Below are 15,256 nucleotides of genomic sequence, written 5' to 3'. Positions count from 1 at the left end.
AGCCAGCGCAGCGCGTTGAAGACTTCGCGCAGATCGTGCTCGCGCTGGGGCGCGCGCTGGTCCATCAGGCTCAAGTAGGGCGCAGCGAAGCTCCATTCTTCATCGCTGACATCCGTCAGGTACGGCTTGCGGGGCATCCGCAGACTCTACCTTTGACTTCCACTCCGAGGAACGAAGTTCATAACACGCTCTAGCCAACTGCCATCTTGCAGTCGCTCTCGCGCTGGCTGCTGAGGCTGGTGATCGACTACCGGAACCCCTGCCAGGTTCGCCACACCTACGCCTCCACGCTGCTGACGGCGGCCACAACCTCTGGTACGTGGCCGCCCAGCTCAGGCACGAGGACGTGCAGATGCAGATGGTCTTCCGTACCTACGGCAAGTTCATCCGCGAGGACTACCAGATGCCGGCGCCGGAGTTGCGGATGGTAGGTGGGTCTTAGATCGGTGCGAATTTCAGGACACCACCAGACTCCACAAGGCATAAAAAAACCGCCACACGCTGGGGCTTCCAATGTGTGGCGGTGCCTTTGTATGGTGGAGCTGGCGGGAATTGAACCCGCGTCCGCAAGCCTTCTTCGGGCAGATCTACATGTTTAGCGGTCTGTTTTGGATCTCACCTTCCAGGCCGCGCAGTCGCACGCTGCAAGGAAGGCCAGCACCCTTGGATCTCGCCCCATGCCAAGGTACCCGGCAGGAGGCCAGCTGACGTGAATAACCTTGCAGCCGGGAGGCCTTGCGGCCCCCTTGCCCAGCCCGTCAGCGTGCTGTTGCAAGGCTCACCGGTGTTTAAGCGGCGAGTGCGAAACGTTCGTCGTTTGCAGTTGGTTTGTTGAATGCAGATTTACGAGCGCCACTCAAGCTCGACATGCACCACACCGATTCCGAACCCACGTCGAAACCAGGGCAGCCCCAAGCCTCCATTTTAGGCCTTCGGAAGCCATTGCAAGAGGTCGAGGGGAAATTTAATCGCGCAGTGCGCACCCCAGAGCTCCGGCTCCTTGTGCTTGCCGAGGTACCCGTAGAGCGCCGCCACCGTTCCCATGCCGGCGGCATTGCCCGCGACGATGTCGCGCTCATCGTCGCCGACATAGAGGCACTCTTCGGGCGGCACGCCCAGGCGGACAGCGGCTTCCAGCAATGGCGCGGGATGCGGCTTGGAATGCGGCGTGGTGTCGCCGCTCACCAGCACGCCGGACGTGCGGAACATGGGAATCGCCTCCGTCAGCGGCACGGAGAAACGCGCAGCCTTGTTGGTGACCACGCCCCAGGGCAATCCCGCCCGGGCCAGCCGCTCCACGAGCGCTTCCACGCCGTCGAACACGGTCGTGCGGTCATGGATGCAGGCCTCGTAGTTGGCGAAGAACTCCTCGCGCAACGCCGGGAAATCGGGATGGTCGGGCGCCATGCCGAGCGCCACGGCGAGCATTCCGCGCGCACCAGCGCCGGCCATGGGCCGGTAGTCCGCCAGTGGCAGGGACGGCAGACCACGGTCCGTGCGGATCTTGTCGGCGGCCGCAGCGAGGTCCGGCGCGCTGTCCACCAGCGTGCCGTCGAGGTCGAACAGCACCGCGCTCACGCGCGAGGGAAAGGGAGACATGTCGGCCATCACGCCTCCACCCGGCGGCATGCCATGAGGTAATTGACACTGGTATCCCCGCTCAATGCATAACGGCGCGTGAGGGGGTTGTATTCCATGCCGCGGGTCTGCAGGACATCGAGCCGCGCCGCACGGCACGCCGTGGCCAATTCACTGGGCTTGATCAGCTTTGCATATTCATGCGTTCCACGTGGCAGCATGCCCAGCACATATTCAGCGCCCACGATGGCCAGGAGAAATGCCTTTGCATTGCGGTTGATGGTCGAGAAAAACACCCACCCGCCGGGCTTGACCAGCCGGGCGCATGCCTGCACCACCGATGCCGGATCGGGAACATGCTCCAGCATCTCCATGCAGGTCACGGTGTCGAACGATGCCGGCGACTCTTCCGCCAGCGCCTCGACGCTGACCTCCCGGTACTGGATATCGGGCGTGCCGGCCTCCAGCGCATGGAGCTGGGCCACCTTCAGCGACTTGGTGGCGAGGTCGATGCCCGTCACCGTCGCGCCCTTGCGAGCCATGGCGTCGGCCAGGATGCCGCCGCCACAGCCGACATCCAGCACCCGCCGCCCCTGCAATGGGGCCAGGCCATCGATCCAGCCCAGCCGCAGCGGATTGATCTCGTGCAGGGGCCGGAATTCGCTTTCGAGGTCCCACCAGCGGTGGGCCAGTTCGGAGAATTTGGCCAGTTCGGCCGGATCGACATTGGCAGTGGAAGAGCTCATTGACAAATTGTGCCCGCAATTGCCGCGGGCATAAAAAAAGCCCCGGAGACCGGGGCTTTCAGGGAAAGGAAACTGACCGAAATCAGTTGGCGCGGGTGCCAACCACTTCGATTTCCACGCGGCGGTTCTTCGCGCGGCCTTCCTTGGTCTTGTTGTCGGCGATCGGCTGCTTCTCGCCCTTGCCTTCGGTGTACACGCGGTTCTTCTCGATGCCCTTGGACACGAGGTATGCCTTCACGGCTTCAGCGCGGCGCACGGACAGCTTCTGGTTGTAGGCATCGGTACCGATGGAGTCGGTGTGACCCACGGCGATGATGACTTCCAGGTTCACGTTCTTGACCTTGGAGACCAGGTCGTCCAGCTTGGCCTTGCCTTCGGGCTTCAGCACGGACTTGTCGAAGTCGAAGAAAGCGTCGGCGGCGTAGGTCACCTTGTTGGCCACGGGAGCTGCCGGTGCGGGGGTGGGTGCAGCGGGAGCGGCAGGTGCGGGAGCAGCGGCAGGAGCCGGTGCCGGAGCCTGGGCCACCAGGGCGCCGTCGCAGCCTGCTGCGGCGGTGGCGGGCGTCCAGTTGGCATCGCGCCAGCACAGTTCGTTCGTGCCGTTCTTCCACACCAGCTCGCCGGTGCCGTTTTGCCAGTTGTCGATCACCTTGCCGCCGTCAGCGGCCTTGACTTGGGCACCAGCCGAGGTAGCCAGCACGGCAGAGGCCAACAACATCGCCACTTTGTTCAGTTTCTTCATGGTTCTCCTCTTGGGGAAAAAGCCGCAGCCGCGCTGCGAATATGGACGTCGTCAGTGACCATCACCAAAAACGCTGAATTGATTGTGCCATACGTAACAAGGCAAAGTGACCGCCCCCCAACCCTCAACCGTAGGACAAAAGCGCTTTACCCCCCGATCTGTTGCGCACTTGCGACAAGGCGTTGCGCCTAGAATGTCCGACCTCCGCCGCCTGATCCCGCATCCCCGATCCCATGACCCAGTTCGCCAAAGAAACCCTGCCCATCAGCCTCGAAGAGGAGATGCGGCGCAGTTATCTCGATTACGCGATGAGCGTGATCGTCGGCCGCGCGTTGCCGGATGCGCGGGACGGCCTCAAGCCGGTGCATCGCCGCGTGCTGTTCGCGATGCACGAACTCAATAACGACTGGAACCGCCCCTATAAGAAGTCGGCCCGTATCGTGGGGGACGTCATCGGCAAGTACCACCCCCACGGCGACAGCGCCGTGTACGACACGATCGTGCGGATGGCGCAGGATTTCTCGCTGCGGCACATGCTGGTGGACGGCCAGGGCAATTTCGGCTCCGTGGACGGCGACGGAGCGGCCGCCATGCGGTACACGGAAATCCGCCTGTCGAAGATCGCCCATGAGATGCTGGCCGACATCGACAAGGAAACCGTCGATTTCGGACCCAACTACGACGGCAGCGAGAAGGAGCCGCTGGTGCTGCCCAGCAAGCTGCCCAACCTGCTCGTGAACGGCTCGGCCGGCATCGCGGTGGGCATGGCGACCAACATTCCGCCGCACAACCTCAACGAGGTGGTGGACGCCTGCCTGCACGTGCTGCGCCACCCGGACGCCACGGTGGACGAGATCATGGAGATCATCCCCGCGCCGGACTTCCCGACCGCGGGCATCATCTACGGCATCAACGGCGTGAAGGAAGGCTACCGCACCGGCCGCGGCAAGGTGGTCATGCGGGCGCGCTGCCACTTCGAGGACATCGACCGCGGCCAGCGCCAGGCCATCATCGTCGATGAGCTGCCCTACCAGGTCAACAAGAAGACGCTGCAGGAGCGCATGGCCGAACTGGTGCATGAGAAGAAGATCGAGGGCATCAGCCACATCCAGGACGAGTCCGACAAGTCCGGCATGCGCCTGGTGATCGAGCTCAAGCGCGGCGAAGTGCCCGAGGTGGTGCTGAACAACCTCTACAAGCAGACACAGCTGCAGGACACCTTCGGCATCAACATGGTGGCGCTGGTGGACGGCCAGCCCCGCCTGTGCAACCTGCGCGACCTGATCGTCGTGTTCCTGCAGCACCGCCGCGAGGTGGTCACGCGGCGCACGGTGTTCGAGTTGCGCAAGGCCCGCGAGCGCGGCCACGTGCTGGAAGGCCTGGCGGTGGCGCTTGCCAACATCGACGAGTTCATCCGCATCATCCGCGAATCGCCCACGCCGCCGATCGCCAAGACCGAGCTGATGAACCGTGCGTGGGACAGCCAGCTGGTGCGCGAGATGCTCACGCGCACCCGCGCGGACGGCGGCGTCGTGAACGCCGACGACTATCGCCCCGAGGGCCTGGAGCGCGAATACGGCATGGGCCAGGACGGCCTGTACCGCCTCTCCGAAACGCAGGCCCAGGAAATCCTTCAGATGCGCCTGCAGCGCCTGACGGGCCTGGAGCAGGACAAGATCGTCGCCGAGTACAAGGACATCATGGCGGTCATCGAAGACCTGCTGGACATCCTTTCCAAGCCCGAGCGCGTCTCGGTCATCATCGGCGACGAGCTCACCGCGATCAAGGCGGAGTTCGGCCAGCACAAGCTCGGCATGCGCCGTACCCTGGTCGAGCACAGTGCGCAGGACCTCTCCACCGAGGACCTCATCACGCCCACCGACATGGTCGTGACGCTCTCGCACACGGGCTACATCAAGAGCCAGCCGCTGTCCGAGTACCGTGCGCAGAAGCGCGGCGGGCGCGGCAAGCAGGCCACGGCGACCAAGGAAGACGACTGGATCGACCAGCTCTTCATCGCCAACACGCACGACTACATCCTGTGCTTCTCCAACCGCGGCCGGCTGTACTGGCTCAAGGTCTGGGAAGTGCCGGCAGGCTCGCGCGGCTCGCGCGGCCGGCCGATCGTGAACATGTTCCCGCTGCAGGAAGGCGAGAAGATCAACGTGGTGCTGCCGCTGACCGGGGACATGCGCACCTTCCCCGCCGACCGCTTCGTCTTCATGGCGACCAGCATGGGCACGGTGAAGAAGACGGCGCTGGACGAGTTCAGCAACCCGCGCAAGGGCGGCATCATCGCCGTGAACCTGGACGACGGCGACTACCTCATCGGGGCTGCGCTCACCGACGGCCAGCACGATGTGATGCTCTTCTCCGACGGCGGCAAGGCCGTGCGCTTCGACGAGAACGACGTGCGGCCGCTGGGCCGCGCCGCGCGCGGCGTGCGCGGCATGATGCTGGAGGACGGCCAGAGCGTGATCGCCATGCTGGTGGCGGAAGACGAGACGCAGAGCGTGCTCACCGCCACCGAGAACGGCTACGGCAAGCGCACCAGCATCGTCGAATACACCCGCCACGGCCGCGGCACGAAGGGGATGATCGCCATCCAGCAGAGCGAGCGCAACGGCAAGGTCGTCGCGGCCACCCTGGTCCACGCGGAAGACGAGATCATGCTGATCACCGACAAGGGCGTGCTGGTGCGCACGCGCGTGGCGGAGATCCGCGAACTGGGCCGCGCGACGCAGGGCGTGACGCTGATCGCCCTGGACGAAGGCGCGAAGCTGAGCGGGCTGCAGCGCATCGTCGAGAACGACGCGAACCCGCCGGCCGCGGACGACGACGCGCCCTCTTCCGCCACGCCGGACGCGGACGGATCCGCGACCGAATGACGGCACGACGCGCCTGCGGAAAGTGCACGGCGCGCCGGAATGCTCCCTCCACCGGCCAGCCGCCCGGAAACGGCATGGCCTTCGACCGCTTGAACCGATGAACCGCCCCTACAACTTTTCCGCCGGCCCCGCCGCCATTCCCGCCGAAGTCCTCCAGCAGGCCGCTTCCGAAATGCTGGACTGGCACGGCAGCGGCATGGGCGTGATGGAGATGAGCCACCGGGGCAAGGAGTTCATCTCGATCTACGAGCAGGCCGAGGCGGACCTGCGCGAACTGCTCGCCGTTCCGCAGCATTTCAGGATCCTGTTCATGCAGGGCGGCGGCCTGGCCGAGAACGCGATCGTGCCGCTGAACCTCTCGCGCGCCGCGACGGTGGACATGGTGGTAACGGGCAGCTGGAGCCAGAAATCGCTCAAGGAAGCGCGCAAGTACGCAGCCGAGGTCCACGTGGCCGCATCGGCGGAGGACGGCGGTTTCACCACCCTGCCCGACCCGGCGAGCTGGCAGCTGAGCCGCGGTGCGAGCTACCTGCACCTGTGCAGCAACGAGACGATCCATGGCATCGAGTTCCACGAGCTGCCGGACCTGCGGGCTCTGGGCAGCGACGCACCACTGGTGATCGACTTCTCGTCGCACGTGGCCTCGCGCCCGGTGGACTGGTCGCGCGTGGGCCTGGCATTCGGCGGCGCGCAGAAGAACCTCGGCCCCGCCGGCCTCACGCTGGTGGTGGTGCGCGAGGACCTGCTGGGCCACGCGCTGCCGGCCTGCCCGAGCGCCTTCGACTACAAGGTGGTGGCGGAGAACCAGTCGATGTTCAACACCCCTCCCACCTGGGGCATCTACATGGCGGGCCTGACCTTCCAATGGCTCAAGCGCCAGCGCGAGGGCGAGCTCTCCGGCATCGCGGCCATGGAGCAGCGCAACATCGCCAAGGCCCGCCTGCTCTACAACTTCATCGACCAGTCGCAGTTCTACGTGAACAAGGTGTCGCCGAACGCGCGGTCGCGCATGAACATCCCCTTCTTCCTGCGCGACGAAACGCGCAACGAAGCCTTCCTGGCAGGAGCCAGGGAGCGGGGACTGCTGCAGCTCAAGGGCCACAAGTCGGTGGGCGGCATGCGTGCGAGCCTCTACAACGCCATGCCGCTGGCCGGCGTGGAGGCACTTGTCGCCTACATGCAAGAATTCGAACAGCGCAGCGCCTGAAACGGCGCGCGGCGCCCTACCGCCTGCTGACCGCAGACCGACCGATCCATGTCCCAATCCCCACAAGCGTCTCCCGATCTCGCCAGCCTGCGGGTGCAGATCGACAACATCGACCAGCAGCTCCTGACCCTCCTGAACCAGCGCGCGCTGGTGGCCGAGCGCGTCGGCGAGGTCAAGAAGCGCGAAGGCTCGCCCTTCTTCCGGCCCGACCGCGTCGCGCAGGTGATCGAGAAGATCCAGACCGCCAACCCGGGCCCGCTCAAGGGCCCGCACGTCGCGGCGATCTGGCGCGAGATCATGTCCGCCTGCCTGGCCCTGGAATCGCCCCAGCGCGTGGCGGTGCTGGGCCCGGCCGGCACGTTCTGCGAGCAGGCGGCCGTGGAATTCTTCGGCGGTGCCGCCGACCTCATGTACTGCGCCAATTTCGACGAGGTGTTCCATGCCACGGCGGCCGGCAGCGCACAGTACGGCGTGGTGGGCGTGGAGAACTCCGTGGAAGGCGTGGTCACGCGCTCGCTCGACCTGTTCCTGCACACGCCCTGCCACGTGGTGGGCGAGGTGAGCCTGCTGGTGCGCCACAACCTGCTGCGCCTGTCCAATTCGCTGGACGGCATCGAGGCCGTGCTGGCCCACCCCCAGGCGCTGGCCCAATGCCAGGCCTGGCTGTCGAAACACCTGCCGCACGCGGAGCGCCGCCCGGTTTCCAGCAACGCCGAAGGCGCACGGCTGGCCGCCGGAAACCCGGCCTGGGCAGGCATCGCGAGCGAGCGAGCCGGCGCGCAGTTCGGCCTGCACCTGGTGTCGCACGCCATCCAGGACGACGCCTACAACCGCACGCGCTTCGCCGTCATCTGCCTGCCGCACACGCTGCAGACGCCTCCGGCCTCCGGCAAGGATTGCACCAGCCTCGTGGTGTCGGTGCCCAACCGCCCGGGCGCGGTGCACGACCTGCTGGTGCCGCTCAAGACGCACGGCGTTTCCATGACCCGCTTCGAATCGCGCCCCGCGCGCACGGGCCAGTGGGAATACTATTTCTACATCGACCTCGACGGCCACCCCAGCCAGCCCCACGTGGCCAAGGCCCTGGAGGAGTTGCGCTCGCTCTGCGCGTTCTACAAGGTGCTCGGCGCCTATCCGGTGGCGCCGTGACGGAAGCAGGCACTCCGGTTTTCGAGCAGCTCGGCCTGCTGGGCTGCGGGCTGATGGGCGGGTCGTTCGCGCTGGCGATGAAGAAGGCCGGGCTCGTCAAGCGCGTGGTCGGCTACAGCAAATCGCCGTCCACCACCGACCGTGCGCGCCAGCTCGGGGTGATCGACGTCGAGGCCCCCTCCGCCCTGCTCGCGGTCGCGGGCGCGGACATCGTGCTGCTGGCCGTGCCGGTGGCTGCCACGGAATCCACGCTCAAGGCGATCAAGCACCTGGTCACTCCCAGGATGCTGGTCATGGACGTGGGCTCCACCAAGGCCGACGTGGTGCAGGCGGCGCGCGGCGCACTGCGCGACCAGTTCGGCTCCTTCGTGCCGGCCCATCCGATCACCGGCAGCGAATCCTCCGGGGTGGAGCACGCACAGGCGGATCTCTACGCAGGCCGTCAGGTGATTCTCACGCCGACCGAGCGCACGCTCACCGACCAGCTGGGCAAGGCCGAGGCCGTCTGGAGCGCGCTGGGCTGCCGCGTGCGCAGCATGTCGCCGGAGTCGCACGACGCGGCCTTCGCCGCCGTGAGCCACCTGCCGCACCTGCTCGCGTTCGCGATGATCAACAGCATCAATGCGCAGCCCGAAGGGGACGTATTCCTGTCGCTCGCCGGCCCCGGCTTCCGCGACTTCACGCGGATCGCGGCCAGCGATCCGAAGATCTGGCGTGACATCCTGCTGGCCAACCGCACCGAACTGATCGCCCAGTCGCGCCATTTCACCCAGGCGCTCCAGCAGATGGAGCAGGCCATGCAGCAGGGCGACGGCCAGGCGCTCGAAGACCTCATCACGCTGGCCAGCGAAACCCGCGCCCATTGGCGCATGGGCGCGCGCCGCACCTCCTAGATTCCCGCAGCCGATGTACAGCACCGCGTTTCTCGACCTCCCACCCCTGGACACCGCCGGAGGAGCCGTGCGGCTGCCGGGCTCCAAGAGCATTTCCAACCGGGTCCTGCTGCTGGCCGCGCTGAGCGAGGGGACGACGGAAGTCCATGACCTGCTGGCGTCCGACGATACGCGCGTGATGCTGGATGCGCTGCGGGAGATCGGCTGCGGCGTCGATGAAAGCGCCGCCGCGCGGGGCACGGTGCGCATCACCGGCCTGGGCACGACCCCGGCACGTTCGCCCGCGAAGCTCTTCCTCGGCAACGCGGGAACGGCCATGCGGCCGCTGACGGCGGCGCTGGCCCTGCTGGGCGGCGAATTCGAGCTCTCGGGCGTCCCCCGCATGCACGAGCGCCCGATCGGCGATCTGGTGGAAGCCCTTCTGCAGCTCGGCTGCCACATCAGCTACCTGGGCAACCCCGGCTTCCCGCCGCTGCGCATCGCACATGCGGGCGGTGTCCCGCCGCTGGCGCTGGACGCTCCCGTGCGGGTACGGGGCGACGTATCCAGCCAGTTCCTCACCGCCCTGCTGATGGCCCTGCCCCTGGTGGCACGCGAGCAGGACGTGGTGATCGAGGTGGTGGGCGAGTTGATTTCGCGCCCCTACATCCACATCACGCTGCAGCTGCTGGAGCGCTTCGGCATCCCGGTGCGGCACGACGACTGGCAGCGCTTCACCATACCGGCCGGCAGCCGCTACCGCTCCCCGGGCACCGTCCATGTCGAGGCCGACGCCTCCTCGGCCAGCTATTTCATTGCGCTGGGAGCCCTGGCGGCCCCGGCCCCCGGCCAGGAGCCGCTGCGCATCCTCGGCGTAGGCCTGGATTCGATCCAGGGGGACATCCGCTTCGCCGAGGCGGCCCGTGCCATGGGCGCGGAGGTCACGGGCGGCCCGAACTGGCTGGAGGTGCGCCGCGGCGCCTGGCCGCTGCGGGCCGTCGATCTCGACTGCAACCAGATCCCCGACGCGGCCATGACGCTGGCGGTGATGGCGCTGTACGCGCAGGGCACGACCACGCTGCGCAACATCGCGAGCTGGCGCGTCAAGGAAACGGACCGCATCGCGGCCATGGCGCAGGGGTGCCGGCGCCTGGGCGCCACCGTCCTGGAAGGCCCGGACTTCCTGCGCGTCACCCCGCCCGCCTCGCCGGCCGATTGGCGCGCGGCAAGCATCCATACCTATGACGACCACCGTATCGCCATGTGCTTTTCGCTGGCGGCGTTCAACGTGGCGAAACTCCCGGTGCGCATCGAGGATCCGAAATGCGTGGCCAAGACCTTCCCGGACTATTTCGAGGCCCTTTTCTCGGTCGCAGGAACACCCGTGGAGCACGTTCCCGTGATCTGCATCGACGGCCCCACGGCATCGGGCAAGGGAACGGTGGCGGCAGCGGTGGCGCAGCGGCTGGGCTACCGCTTCCTGGACTCGGGCGCGACGTACCGCATCACGGCGCTGGCGGCGCTGCGTGCCGGGCTGTCCATCGACGCGGCCCACCAGGACCGGATCGCGGCCCTGGCGCGCACCCTGCCGGTGCGATTCGAGTCCGGCCGGATCTGGCTGGGCGAGGACGATGTGACGGACGACATCCGCACCGAGGAGGCCGGCATGAACGCCTCCCGCGTCTCGGCCCTTCCGCCGGTGCGCGAGGCCCTGGTGGCGCTGCAGCACAGCTTCCGGCGCCTGCCCGGACTGGTCGCGGACGGCCGCGACATGGGCACGGTGATCTTCCCGGGCGCCGCATTGAAGGTCTATCTCACGGCGAGCGCGGCCTGCCGGGCGGAGCGGCGCCATAAACAGTTGATTTCAAAGGGAATTTCCGCTAATATCGACGATCTTCGCGCAGATCTCGAGGCGCGTGACATCCGGGACAGCACCCGGCCGGTCGCGCCCCTGAAGCCTGCGCAGGATGCGCTGGTGCTGGACAACTCCCTGCTCTCGGTCGAAGAAGCCGTCGAGCAGGTACTTGCCTGGTGGCAGCAGCGACAGCCCTTCGCGCACCCCGCGCAGGACTGAACCGGGCCCGCAAGGCCCCCCTACCGCGCCTGCAGCGCACGGCCTTGCGATGTGTTCAACCCCAACCGTGGCCACCCGCCACACAACCTTCCGCAGGCAACGATAGAAACGCCGGCAATGGTGCCGGCGGAAACGCGCCCGCGGACCTAGGAAATACATGTCTGAATCTTTTGCCGCCCTTTTTGAAGAGTCGTTGACGCGCACCGAAATGCGCCCCGGCGAAGTCATCACCGCGGAAGTCGTGCGCGTCGAGCACAACTTCGTCGTGGTGAACGCAGGCCTCAAGTCCGAAGCCTACGTGCCGCTGGAAGAGTTCAAGAACGACAAGGGCGAAGTCGAAGTGCAAGTCGGCGACTTCGTCTCCGTGGCCATCGGCTCCATCGAGAACGGCTACGGCGACACCATCCTGTCGCGTGACACCGCCAAGCGCCTGGCCTCCTGGCTGGCGCTGGAAAAGGCCCTGGAATCCGGCGAATTCGTCACCGGCACGACCAGCGGCAAGGTCAAGGGCGGCCTGACGGTGCTGGTCAACGGCATCCGCGCCTTCCTGCCCGGCTCCCTGATCGACACCCGCCCGATCAAGGACCTGACCCCCTACGAGAACAAGACCCTGGAATTCAAGGTCATCAAGCTCGACCGCAAGCGCAACAACGTGGTGCTGAGCCGCCGCGCCGTGGTGGAAGCCTCCATGGGCGAAGAGCGCGCCAAGCTGATGGAAACCCTCAAGGAAGGCTCCATCGTCCAGGGCGTGGTCAAGAACATCACCGAATACGGTGCGTTCGTGGACCTGGGCGGCATCGACGGCCTGCTGCACATCACCGACATGGCATGGCGCCGCGTCCGCCACCCCTCCGAGGTGGTGCAGGCTGGCCAGGAAATCACTGCCAAGATCCTCAAGTTCGACACGGAGAAGAACCGCGTCTCCCTGGGCTTGAAGCAGATGGGCGACGATCCGTGGCTGGGCGTGTCGCGCCGCTACCCCTCGGGCACGCGCCTGTTCGGCAAGGTCACGAACATCGCCGACTACGGCGCGTTCGTGGAACTCGAGCCCGGCATCGAAGGCCTGGTGCACGTTTCCGAAATGGACTGGACGAACAAGAACATCGCCCCGTCCAAGCTCGTGTCGCTGGGTGACGAAGTCGAAGTCATGGTCCTCGAGATCGACGAAGACAAGCGCCGCATCAGCCTGGGCATGAAGCAGTGCAAGGCCAACCCGTGGCAGGAGTTCGCGCAGAACACCAAGCGCGGCGACCGCGTCAAGGGCCCGATCAAGTCGATCACCGACTTCGGCGTGTTCGTGGGCCTGGCTGCCGGCATCGACGGCTTGGTGCACCTGTCCGACCTGTCCTGGAACGAGCCCGGTGAAGCCGCCGTGCGCAACTACAAGAAGGGCCAGGAAGTCGAGGCGATCGTGCTGGCCGTGGACGTGGACCGCGAGCGCATCTCCCTGGGCATCAAGCAGCTCGACGGCGACCCGTTCACCACCTTCGTGACGGTGAACGACAAGGGCCAGACGGTGACCGGCAAGGTCAAGACCGTCGATGCCCGCGGCGCCGAGATCGACCTGGGCGAAGACATCGTGGGCTACCTGCGCGCTTCGGAAATCTCCCGCGACCGCGTGGAAGATGCCCGCAACGTGCTGAAGGAAGGCGACGAAGTCACGGCCGTGGTGGTGAACGTGGATCGCAAGACCCGCAACATCCAGCTGTCGATCAAGGCCAAGGACATGGCCGACGAGCAAGGCGCCATGGCGTCGCTGTCGCAGCAATCGGCCCGCGAAAGCGCCGGCACGACCAGCCTGGGCGCCCTGCTGCGCGCCAAGCTGGACAACTCCGACAAGTAATCGGAACCTGAGCCCGCAAGGCAGAGAAAGGCCGTGCCTGCACGGCCGCAAGCGGCGGGCGCCTCGTGCGCCCGCCGCTTTTTTCCAAGTGCGCATTCCCGACCCATGCCACAGCGCCGCGCACAACGTCGGCGCTCCGGCATGGACCACATTTTTCGCCGACCCCCTGGCGCCACAGACCGGACCCCATGACCCGATCAGACCTCGTCGAAGAACTTGCCGCCCGCTTCGGCCAGCTCACGCAACGCGATGCCGAAGCCGCCGTCAAGACCATCCTGGATGCCGTGGGCGATGCGCTGGTGCGTGGCCACCGCATCGAAGTGCGCGGGTTCGGCAGCTTTTCGGTCAACCGCAGGCCGCCCCGCATGGGGCGCAATCCCCGCAGCGGTGAGGCAGTCCACATTCCCGAGAAGCGCGTTCCGCATTTCAAGCCGGGCAAGGCGCTGCGCGAGGCCGTGGACCGGCGTACCGCCGAGATGGGCATCGGCACCGCGACCGACGCATCCGACGCCGCCTGACGGAGCACGCCGCACCCATACCCGGCACGCGTGCGCGGGGCGGGCCTGACCGTAGAATCCTCCCACCATCGAGGAGACGCATGGCATGAAGTATTTCCTGTGGCTGCTCAAGGCAGCCATTTTTTTCACCCTCTTCGCCTTCGCACTGAACAACCAGCAGGACGCGACGGTGCATTTCTTCTTCGGCACCCACTGGACCGCGCCGCTGGTGCTGGTGGTGCTGTCAGCGTTCGCCCTCGGGGTCGCCGTCGGCGTGCTGGGCATGGTGCCCCGCTGGTGGAAGCACCTGCGCGCCGCGCGCCGCGCCGAGGCCGCGCTGCCGCCTTCGCCGGCTTCCGCACCTGCGTCCCCCCCCTCGGCGGGCAGTGCCGCTCCCGTGACCGACCTGCAGCAGCAGCCGCCCATCCATGGAATTTGACCTGAGCTGGCTCCTGCTGGGGCTTCCCTTGGCATTCGTGCTGGGCTGGCTCGCGTCCCGCTTCGATCTGCGCCAGCTGCGCCAGGAGAACCGCCGGGCGCCCAAGGCCTACTTCAAGGGGCTGAACTACCTGCTCAACGAGCAGCAGGACCAGGCGATCGACGCGTTCATCGAGGCAGTTCAGAACGACCCGGACACGTCGGAACTGCATTTCGCGCTCGGCAACCTGTTCCGCCGGCGCGGTGAATACAACCGCGCGGTGCGCGTGCACGAGCACCTGCTGTCCCGCGGGGACCTGGGCCGGGCCGACCGCGAGCGCGCACAGCACGCACTCGCGCTGGACTTCCTCAAGGCCGGGCTGCTGGACCGCGCCGAGGATGCGCTGCAGCGGCTGGAAGGCACGCCCTTCGAGGGGCAGGCCCGCATGGCGTTGCTGGCCATATATGAACGTTCGCGGGACTGGCCCCAGGCCACGGCGATCGCGCGCAAGATGCACGGCTCCCACCAGGGTGATTTCAGCGCCCGGCAGGCCCACTATCTGTGCGAGCAGGCGCTGGCGCACGCCGCACAGGGGGACCTGGATGCGGCGCAGGCGCAGTTCGAGGAAGCGCGGGCCGCCGCGCCGGATGCGCCGCGGCCGCGCATCGAGCTCGCGCGGCTGCAGCAGCGCCGCGGCGAGGCCGAAGCGGCCTTGGCCACGCTCCAGGAACTGGCGCGACAGTCACCCAGCGCACTGCCTCTGGCCGCGCCGCTGCTGATCGAACTGGCGGCCGCGACCGGGCGTCAGGGCGACGTGCTGCGTTTGCTGCAGGAGCACTATGCCCGCGCGCCCTCCCTGGACGTGCTTGACGCGATCGTGGCCATGGAAGCGGCCGCGGGCGATCCCGCGCGGCCACCGCGCGACTGGTATGTGCGCCACCTGGACAAGGAGCCTTCGCTGGTCGCCGCTGCCAAGTGGTTGTCGCAGGAGAAGCTCGAACACGAGGACTTCCACCCGCAGGTGCAGCGGGCGCTCGACCAGGCTGCGAAGCCGCTCACGCGCTACCGCTGCGCGGCCTGCGGGTTCGAGGCGCGCCAACATTTCTGGCAATGCCCCGGCTGCCAGAGCTGGGACAGCTATCCGGCCCGGCGCGTCGAGGAGCTGTGAAGGCGTGCATGCCGTCCACGCCGCCCCCTTGGAGGGGTGCGCCGATTCACCGTAGCCTGCTCGGGTTTTCATAG

General features: G+C 66.9%; 13 protein-coding genes and 1 other RNA gene. 9 read left to right on the top strand and 5 right to left on the bottom strand.

Translation table 11 applies throughout. The features are described from left to right. The 5 genes from T336_RS27420 to ompA all read right to left on the bottom strand — a co-directional run. Positions 1–137 (bottom strand): transposase (locus tag T336_RS27420; protein WP_156957886.1); only part of this gene is annotated, 137 nt, incomplete at its 3' end. A gap of 397 nt (positions 138–534) precedes the next feature. After that, positions 535–913, bottom strand: a transfer-messenger RNA (tmRNA) gene (gene ssrA / locus T336_RS26215). Between the two features lie 11 nt (positions 914–924). Next, positions 925–1,608 carry a phosphoglycolate phosphatase gene (gph, locus tag T336_RS0117270; protein ID WP_026433500.1) on the bottom strand — a complete coding sequence of 228 codons (684 nt, stop codon included), beginning with the start codon at positions 1,606–1,608 and terminating at the stop codon, positions 925–927. Continuing rightward, positions 1,608–2,324, bottom strand: coding sequence for a bifunctional 2-polyprenyl-6-hydroxyphenol methylase/3-demethylubiquinol 3-O-methyltransferase UbiG (gene ubiG, locus T336_RS0117265; protein ID WP_019700363.1), 717 nt, complete (start codon positions 2,322–2,324; stop codon positions 1,608–1,610). Before ubiG ends, gph begins: the two co-directional genes overlap by 1 nt. 82 nt (positions 2,325–2,406) lie before the next feature. Then, positions 2,407–3,066, bottom strand: coding sequence for an outer membrane protein OmpA (gene ompA, locus T336_RS0117260; protein WP_013594407.1), 660 nt, complete (start codon positions 3,064–3,066; stop codon positions 2,407–2,409). A gap of 233 nt (positions 3,067–3,299) precedes the next feature. On the opposite strand from ompA, the gene gyrA reads away from it, so the two are divergent. The 9 genes from gyrA to lapB all read left to right on the top strand — a co-directional run bounded on the left by gyrA (position 3,300) and on the right by lapB (position 15,182). Then, positions 3,300–5,954 (top strand): DNA gyrase subunit A, encoded by a 2,655-nt coding sequence (gene gyrA / locus T336_RS0117255; RefSeq protein ID WP_019700362.1) that lies wholly within the window; start codon positions 3,300–3,302, stop codon positions 5,952–5,954. Between the two features lie 97 nt (positions 5,955–6,051). Further along, a complete protein-coding gene (gene serC, locus T336_RS0117250; protein ID WP_019700361.1) occupies positions 6,052–7,161 on the top strand; it encodes a 3-phosphoserine/phosphohydroxythreonine transaminase in 1,110 nt (369 codons plus the stop codon). A gap of 48 nt (positions 7,162–7,209) precedes the next feature. Further along, positions 7,210–8,310: a prephenate dehydratase gene (gene pheA / locus T336_RS0117245; protein WP_013594404.1), complete on the top strand. Its 1,101-nt coding sequence runs from the start codon at positions 7,210–7,212 to the stop codon at positions 8,308–8,310. Beyond that, the gene (locus tag T336_RS0117240) at positions 8,307–9,203 is read left to right on the top strand and encodes a prephenate dehydrogenase (protein WP_019700360.1); all 897 of its coding nucleotides are present in this window, start codon (positions 8,307–8,309) and stop codon (positions 9,201–9,203) included. Before pheA ends, T336_RS0117240 begins: the two co-directional genes overlap by 4 nt. A gap of 13 nt (positions 9,204–9,216) precedes the next feature. Then, positions 9,217–11,256 (top strand): bifunctional 3-phosphoshikimate 1-carboxyvinyltransferase/cytidylate kinase, encoded by a 2,040-nt coding sequence (locus T336_RS0117235; RefSeq protein ID WP_026433499.1) that lies wholly within the window; start codon positions 9,217–9,219, stop codon positions 11,254–11,256. Between the two features lie 157 nt (positions 11,257–11,413). Next, the gene (gene rpsA / locus T336_RS0117230; protein ID WP_026433498.1) at positions 11,414–13,099 is read left to right on the top strand and encodes a 30S ribosomal protein S1; all 1,686 of its coding nucleotides are present in this window, start codon (positions 11,414–11,416) and stop codon (positions 13,097–13,099) included. A 188-nt stretch (positions 13,100–13,287) separates the two neighbouring features. Continuing rightward, the gene (locus tag T336_RS0117225) at positions 13,288–13,617 is read left to right on the top strand and encodes an integration host factor subunit beta (RefSeq protein ID WP_019700358.1); all 330 of its coding nucleotides are present in this window, start codon (positions 13,288–13,290) and stop codon (positions 13,615–13,617) included. A gap of 85 nt (positions 13,618–13,702) precedes the next feature. Then, entirely contained in the window at positions 13,703–14,035 is a 333-nt protein-coding gene (locus tag T336_RS0117220) for a LapA family protein (protein ID WP_026433497.1), read from the top strand. Next, positions 14,025–15,182 (top strand): lipopolysaccharide assembly protein LapB, encoded by a 1,158-nt coding sequence (gene lapB, locus T336_RS0117215; RefSeq protein ID WP_026433496.1) that lies wholly within the window; start codon positions 14,025–14,027, stop codon positions 15,180–15,182. Before T336_RS0117220 ends, lapB begins: the two co-directional genes overlap by 11 nt. The last annotated feature ends 74 nt before the right edge of the window (positions 15,183–15,256 follow it).

The sequence above is a fragment of the Paracidovorax oryzae ATCC 19882 genome (assembly GCF_000687165.1).
Taxonomy (GTDB): Bacteria; Pseudomonadota; Gammaproteobacteria; order Burkholderiales; family Burkholderiaceae_C; genus Paracidovorax; species Paracidovorax oryzae.
The sequence above is the reverse complement of the archived record's forward strand: the minus strand, read 5'-3'. Positions and strand labels throughout refer to the sequence as shown.

What these genes read in the sequence shown, in the direction of transcription:
- lapB (WP_026433496.1), top strand. Translation starts at nt 14,025, where the DNA reads ATGGAATTTGACCTGAGCTGGCTCCTGCTGGGGCTTCCCTTGGCATTC.
- serC (WP_019700361.1), top strand. Translation starts at nt 6,052, where the DNA reads ATGAACCGCCCCTACAACTTTTCCGCCGGCCCCGCCGCCATTCCCGCC.
- pheA (WP_013594404.1), top strand. Translation starts at nt 7,210, where the DNA reads ATGTCCCAATCCCCACAAGCGTCTCCCGATCTCGCCAGCCTGCGGGTG.
- T336_RS0117235 (WP_026433499.1), top strand. Translation starts at nt 9,217, where the DNA reads ATGTACAGCACCGCGTTTCTCGACCTCCCACCCCTGGACACCGCCGGA.
- rpsA (WP_026433498.1), top strand. Translation starts at nt 11,414, where the DNA reads ATGTCTGAATCTTTTGCCGCCCTTTTTGAAGAGTCGTTGACGCGCACC.
- T336_RS0117225 (WP_019700358.1), top strand. Translation starts at nt 13,288, where the DNA reads ATGACCCGATCAGACCTCGTCGAAGAACTTGCCGCCCGCTTCGGCCAG.
- ubiG (WP_019700363.1), bottom strand. Translation starts at nt 2,324, where the DNA reads ATGAGCTCTTCCACTGCCAATGTCGATCCGGCCGAACTGGCCAAATTC.
- ompA (WP_013594407.1), bottom strand. Translation starts at nt 3,066, where the DNA reads ATGAAGAAACTGAACAAAGTGGCGATGTTGTTGGCCTCTGCCGTGCTG.
- T336_RS0117220 (WP_026433497.1), top strand. Translation starts at nt 13,703, where the DNA reads ATGAAGTATTTCCTGTGGCTGCTCAAGGCAGCCATTTTTTTCACCCTC.
- gyrA (WP_019700362.1), top strand. Translation starts at nt 3,300, where the DNA reads ATGACCCAGTTCGCCAAAGAAACCCTGCCCATCAGCCTCGAAGAGGAG.
- gph (WP_026433500.1), bottom strand. Translation starts at nt 1,608, where the DNA reads ATGGCCGACATGTCTCCCTTTCCCTCGCGCGTGAGCGCGGTGCTGTTC.